The sequence below is a fragment of the Mucilaginibacter sp. P4_G9 genome, from assembly GCF_056400985.1.
In genome coordinates, this window is sequence record NZ_JBFUKF010000023.1 from 21,188 (window position 1) to 28,078 (window position 6,891).

Sequence of the window (6,891 nt, forward strand, 5' to 3'; positions counted from 1 at the left end):
GCTAAACTGGGAAGGCTTTAAATTGCATTTTTAATAACTTAATTATTAAACAAACTAAATGTCACCCTTGCCCACGCTGGCCACGCCCTTCAAGGATTCGAAATAACAATCTTCTTTAGACAAACAGAAAGAAAAAGAACACTTTCAGCTTGCTTCCATTAAACTTCGGGCGTTATATTACCTATATCCTGCCGGTTACCAATTGTTGCTCCGGCACTTGCAATTACCACAAGTACAACCGCGGCGTACTCCTTTACAGAAAGATATTCTTTAAGAAATATTAATCCGCAGATGGCTCCAACAGCGGGCTCCATACTCATCAGGATGCTGAACGTTTTGGTGGGAATATATTTAAGCCCATACATCTCTAAAGAAAACGGAACCGCGCTGCAAAATAATGCCAATGCAACACTGGGTATAAGCATACTGCTTTTAAAATTCACAATGCCTCCGCCTGCAAAAGCAAATGGTAAGGCCACAACCAATGCAAACAGCATACCTATGGTAACGGCCTGCCTGCCGTCTAACACGGCCGATACCCGCCTGCCTAAAACAATATATCCGGCCCAAAAACCACCGGCCAGCAAGGCCATGCCCGCGCCAAACAAATCAATATTGGTGTTATTCCAGGGTGTCATCAATACAATTCCGCCTGCTGCCAGCAATACCCATAAAAATTCGATGGCACGTTTTGAACTAAACACCACAAGCAGCAGCGGCCCCATAAACTCAAGGGTAACGGCTATACCCAGGGGAATGCGCGATAAGGACAGGTAGTAAATTAAATTCATGCCCCCCAGGCATAACCCGTACGGGATAACCGCTTTCCATTGTTCGCGGGTTAATGTTTTTATATTGGGGCGGTTGGCTGCAACCAATATCAGAGCCGATAATCCTATCCGCAAGGTAGCGGTAACTGCCGCGCCAAGGGCCGGAAATAGCTCTTTAGCAATTGCAGCCCCTATCTGAACGCTTAATATAGAGCCTAAAACCGCCAATAATGGGCGTATGGGCATTTTGTTTTTTTTCATTAAATAGATATTCTGCCTGCGAATAACAGGCTATAAAAATTTCGCCAAATAACGATATTAAGTAATGTGTCTAAATAACTTCCCCAAAGCCCCTTCTAAAACTCTCCCGTAGATGACACTTTAGCCTGGCTAAATGTTAGCTGGCCTGTTGGGATCTTTTTTTCTAAAGAAATACCTGATACAAAACTAATAAAAAGCCTCACCTACGCAGGCTGTCTCAAAAGGATAGCCGCTTTTTTGTTTAGGGCCCCGCAGCCTCAACGCCCTGTTGTTTTAGCAGAATTTGTAGTGTAATTGAAAAAAATGCACAGAAAATGAGTATCCGCCTATGCTTTTAATGTCTATACCATACTAATTACCAGCCCGGGGGCAATAAAATAAACCCAATGATTCAATAACTGAAACCCAATACAAATTTAAATTATGAACATTAAAATCAACACTTTATGAATGTTTTTTACGAAACAAGACACCGGATACTACGGCTGTTTGCCGTACTTCTGTTAATTGCGTGCTGGGCAACAGCATCGGCCCAGAACAAGGCCGTTACCGGTAAAATTATTGACGCAAGTACCGGCGAAGCCGTTATAGGGGCCACTGTACTGTCTGTAGGTACTTCCAACGGGGTGGCTGCCGATTTGAACGGAACTTTTAAAATCATAGTTCCGGCAAATGCATCGCTGCAGTTCAAGAGCATTGGCTATGCATCGGTGACGCTGGCCGCTGATTTCGACAAGCCAATGGTGATCAAATTAGAACCATCAAACAAAGGCCTGGAGGAAGTGGTTGTTGTAGGCTATGGTCAGCAAAAACGCGCTACCGTTTCTGGAGCTGTTGCAACCGTTTCTTCGAAGGTTTTCCAGGACAGGGGGCCCATCAATAACCCGCTTGAATCATTACAGGGCCAGGTTCCCGGCGTTGTGGTTACCCGCAGTTCTGCCCAACCCGGCCGCGAAAACTGGAACTTCCAGATTCGCGGGGCCACCTCTACAAACTTGCAGGATCCGCTTATCGTGCTGGATGGTGTCGCACTGGTTAACAATGCCGAACTGAACTCCATCAATCCGAATGATATTGACAATATATCTTTCTTAAAAGATGCCGCCGCATCCATTTACGGTGCACGCGCAGCATTCGGCGTGGTGCTTATCACCACCAAAAAAGCCAAACCAGGTAAAATGAATGTGCAGTATCTTTCCACTATATCGCAAAAAAGACTTGGCCTTCAGCCTATTTTGATCAATAACCGGCAATGGGGCCAAAGCTTAAAGGAGGCCTTAACCAACGATAGATACGGCGTACCCGCTACAGACTATCTTTGGTACCAACTGGCCGACCTGGCTACCCATCCACCTGATTCTCTTTATATCGATATTACCAAACTACCAGGTTACGCAGGTTCGGCCAATGGCGTTGTATATAACGGCACGGTGCTGCCATCGTTCGGCGACGTTAAGGACTTTACTTTTTTTGATACCAACATGCAAAAAATGTTATGGGGAAATGCCACATCAACCCAGCAGGACCTGAGCTTTTCGGGCTCCGGCGATCATAGCAGCTACCGCGTATCTTTAGGTTACCTTAACGATGGAAGCCAGTTAAAGTGGGGCCTTAACGGAAACCAGCGTTATAACCTCCGTTTAAATCATAGCTATAAGTTTAGCGACAGGGTAAACCTGGAAACCAATATCTCCCTTGAAAGGAATAATATACAGCAGCCTACGCTATACAGCTACGGAGGTTACAGCGCGCTGAGCAACTATGGCCAGCCAGGCCTGCCCGCGTTTACTTCAAAAGGACAACCATATGCCTGGGGAACAGTTTACAGTGCCCCGGCATTGCTTAAATATGGTGGCGACAACAAGGAATCAAACAGCAGGGCCCTGCTAAATTCAACTTTTACCTACAATTTTGCCAAACACCTCACATTTACCGCGGTTACCGGCTATCATGTATGGTACCAGGATAGCCGGATACAGCAAAAGCAGGTTCAGTTTTATAACTATGCCGGTAACCTGCTAATACAAACTAACCCGATAAACGGCGGAAACGGTGGCAGCAATACCTTTTATAACCGCAGCAATATCACCGAGCCCTATTACAACCTGGCAGGCAGAGTATCGTACGATAACGTGTTTAACAAGGTACATGCGGTTGGGGTGATGCTTGGAAGTTCATATGAGCGCGATGAGTACAATTATTTTACCACACGTAGCTATAACCTGGGCAGCGATGATATCCCTTCCTTAGGAACCAGCATTAGCAGCGGTACCGCCGGTTTTATAGCCAACGGCGAAACCCAGAACCATTATGCCCTGGGATCTTATTTTGGCCGTGCAACTTATACCTACAACAACAAATATAACCTGGAGGTGCAAGGCCGTTATGATGGCTCATCAAAATTTATTGCCGATAAAAGGTGGAAGATCTTTGGTTCGGTACTGGGTTCATGGCTTATATCCGAAGAATCATTTGTTAAAAACCTCAACATATTCTCGAACCTTAAACTGCGGGCAAGCTACGGAACCACCGGCAGCCAGAGCGGGATTGGCCTATATGATTACCTACAATCGCTTATCGTAAATAGCGGCGGGGCGTTACTTGGCTCCAACCTGGCTACATCTGTAACTACTAGAGGAAACCTGGTTTCGCTTAACAGGACCTGGGAAACCGTGATTAAAAAGAACCTGGCATTGGATTTCGCCATTTTAAACGACCACCTTTCGGGCTCTTTTGACGTCTTCAGAAACGAAAACAATAATATGCTGCTTAATCAGCTATATCCGGGCGTACTTGGCGCCAACGCTCCGCAGCAAAACATCGGAACGTTACATACCTGGGGTTATGAAGGCAGCCTTACCTGGCGGTCAAACATCGGTAAGTTAACCTACTCGCTTACCGGTACAATTACTGATAACCAAAATAAACTGGTTCATTATGGCGGGGCAAATGTTATTGGGGCCGGATATAATGCTACCGTAGAAGGGTATCCTTTGGGATCGTATTTCGGCTTAAAATATGGCGGCAAGCTTCAAACCCAGGCCGAAGTTGATGCTTATAATGCCCAATACGCGCCTGCCGGAAGCACTAATAACGCAAACCTCCCAGTTCCGTCGGGACTTAACAACCTTCCCGGCCAGGTGAGTGGCCTGCGCCCCGGCGATAATAAATTTGTGGATGTTAATGGCGATGGTAAACTTAGCATAGGAGGCACCGCAGCCGATAAGGGCGACCTTGTTTATCTTGGGTCTGATAACCCGAGATATAGTTTCGGGTTTAACTTTGGTTTGCAGTGGAATGGATTTGATTTTTACTCCATTTTCCAGGGAGTTGGTAAACGGGCCGTGCTCCGCTCCGGGTCATCAGCAAACTTCAGTGTGCCTTTCCTATCCATTTTCCAGGGTCAAACAACTTCTTACCTGGGCAATGTATGGTCGCCCGAAAATCCGGATGCTTATTATCCAAACCTGCATTCTGCGCTGAACAACGGTATCAATAACTATAACTATCAGCCATCAACGTGGCGGGTGCAAAACGGCGCCTATGTGCGGCTTAAAAATGTGGTGCTTGGCTACACGATACCTAAAAGCCTGCTTGCACACACCCATGCTATAAAAGGCCTCCGAATCTATTTGTCGGGCAGCGACTTGTGGGAAAAAACCTATATACATGATGGCTGGGACCCTGAGGTTACCAGGACAGTGGCCGGTAACGAAAGGTACCCCTTTTACCGTTACCTTACCCTTGGCGTAAACGTGACTTTTTAATTTAAAAAAACGATATCAAATGAAGACGAAATATATCAAATTCATGTCGGTTATGGGAGTTGCCTTTGGCTTTGCCGTAATGTCATGTAATAAAAACCTGAACTTAAAGCCGCTTGACGAATTGTCGGATGCGGCCTATTTCAAAACAGCAACAGATTATAAAACTTTTGCCAACCAGTATTACGGCTATCTTAAAAACTTCACTACCGTAAATGGCTTGTCTGATAATCCGCATTCCGACGGGCGTTCAGACCTGTTTGGCGGCGGCGGCGCTTACGGCTCGGGTACCAACATAGTACCCGTTACCGAGCCAGGCTTTGGTAACGCGGGAAACTGGACTGTTGATTATGGCCGGATCAGGGCTGCCAATTACCTGCTGGATAAAGCCACATCTTATCCAAGGCCTGCCGAAATAGCCCAATATGTAGCCGAAGCAAAATTCTTTCGTGCCTATGCCTATTTTGATCTTTTGCAGCAGTATGGTGGTGTACCCCTGATTACCAAACCCCTTGATCTTACTTCTCCTGAGTTGTTTGGCACCAGGGCCACCCGCGGCGAAATAGCCGATTTTATTATAACCGACCTGCAGGATGCCATACCGGCCCTGCCAGTTTCGCTGGCCGCCAGCTCGGCAGATTTTGGCCGTGTAACCCAGATGGCAGCCCAGGCATTTTTAGGCCGTGTTGCGCTTTATGAAGGTACGTGGCAAAAATTCAGATCGGGAGATGCGGCGCGATATAATGCCTTGCTTGATAAATCTATAGCGGCAAGCACCGCCGTTATGGCCAGTAACCAGTATGCATTGTTTGGCACAGCGGCTTCAAATGCCCTTGGCGGCAACAGCACCGTGCTGGGCGACTCCTGCCTGAAATACTTATTCATACTTGAAAACATCAAATCAAATCCGGCGGGTACCAACAAAACTGCCAATCATGAATATATCCTTTCTACCCGGTACGATGACGTATTGAAGCCGATTAACGCATTTGTGAGCAGAAGCACCATGGCAACCGCTGTAGGGCAAAAATTTGTAAATATGTTTTTATGCAATGATGGGCTGCCGGTTGAAAAATCGCCAAAGTTTGGCGGCTTTCAAACCTATTTGTCAGAATTTCAGAACCGGGATAACCGCTTAAAATACACGATTAAAATCACTTACCAGTATTACTGGTATAGCATAAACGGCCGCGTTAACTGGACCGGGGACGCGGCAGACAGGGCAAATTCCCTGGGGCCGGCCAAACCTTACGGCTACGGCAACCAAAAATGGATATCAGAAAGGCAAATGGTTGACGGAAAGGAATCGGAAGACTACCCGGTAATCCGGTACGCAGAAGTGCTTCTTAATTATGCCGAAGCGGTATATGAAAGAAACGGAATAATTTCGGATGAAGACCTCAACAAGTCTGTAAACCGGGTTCGCCTTCGCTGCAACTCCACCAATGGCATGCCGGGGCTTACCAACGCGCTGGTGAATACCAACAACCTTGATATGCGCACCGAGATAAGAAGAGAGCGTACCATAGAGCTTTATAACGAAGATTTTAGATTTGACGACATTAAGCGCTGGCACAGCGCCACAACAGACCTGGTAACTAATACCGGTGGTACCGCCTATGGTAATGCTGCCGATTTTGTAAGCCCGTGGCCGGTTTCGTATAAATTCACAGGCACCCAGGCACAATTAGGCCCCGATGCTGTAAAATCTCCGCCCACGAACGCCAGAGATGCCAACGGCAACCTGATCCTTGATCAAACTGCCCGGTTATTTGCCGAAAAAAATTATTTATACCCCATCCCATCCCAACAAATCACGTTAAACCCAAAACTGACCCAAAATCCGGGTTGGTAATACAGGTTGGCAATAAGAAAGGCTGTCTCGAAAAGGCAGCCTTTTTTGTTTTTACAAGGTATTGGATAAACTATTGTTTATAAGAGGCTGGTTAAAAATAAAAAAACAGACCGTCGAGTAACCACCAGGATAATCCTCGAAAAAATGGGGATGACGTGCTGGCTTTAGGAGGCTCACAACAACCATGTCATTGCGAGCGCAGCGCGGCAATCGCGAACTGTGCAGGTCCGCTCTGTATAGC

General features: G+C 46.6%; 3 protein-coding genes. 2 read left to right on the forward strand and 1 reads right to left on the reverse strand.

The annotated features are described in order from the left end of the window. Nucleotides 1–158: 158 nt before the first annotated feature. On the reverse strand, nt 159–1,031 hold the full coding sequence (locus AC1DPZ_RS04270; protein WP_477401482.1) for an EamA family transporter: 873 nt from the start codon (nt 1,029–1,031) through the stop codon (nt 159–161). A gap of 446 nt (nt 1,032–1,477) precedes the next feature. On the opposite strand from AC1DPZ_RS04270, the gene AC1DPZ_RS04275 reads away from it, so the two are divergent. After that, entirely contained in the window at nt 1,478–4,798 is a 3,321-nt protein-coding gene (locus tag AC1DPZ_RS04275) for a SusC/RagA family TonB-linked outer membrane protein (RefSeq protein WP_477401483.1), read from the forward strand. Nucleotides 4,799–4,817: 19 nt separating this feature from the next. Continuing rightward, the gene (locus tag AC1DPZ_RS04280; protein ID WP_477401484.1) at nt 4,818–6,650 is read left to right on the forward strand and encodes a RagB/SusD family nutrient uptake outer membrane protein; all 1,833 of its coding nucleotides are present in this window, start codon (nt 4,818–4,820) and stop codon (nt 6,648–6,650) included. Nucleotides 6,651–6,891 lie beyond the last annotated feature (241 nt).

What these genes read in the sequence shown, in the direction of transcription:
- AC1DPZ_RS04270 (WP_477401482.1), bottom strand. Translation starts at nt 1,031, where the DNA reads ATGAAAAAAAACAAAATGCCCATACGCCCATTATTGGCGGTTTTAGGC.
- AC1DPZ_RS04275 (WP_477401483.1), top strand. Translation starts at nt 1,478, where the DNA reads ATGAATGTTTTTTACGAAACAAGACACCGGATACTACGGCTGTTTGCC.
- AC1DPZ_RS04280 (WP_477401484.1), top strand. Translation starts at nt 4,818, where the DNA reads ATGAAGACGAAATATATCAAATTCATGTCGGTTATGGGAGTTGCCTTT.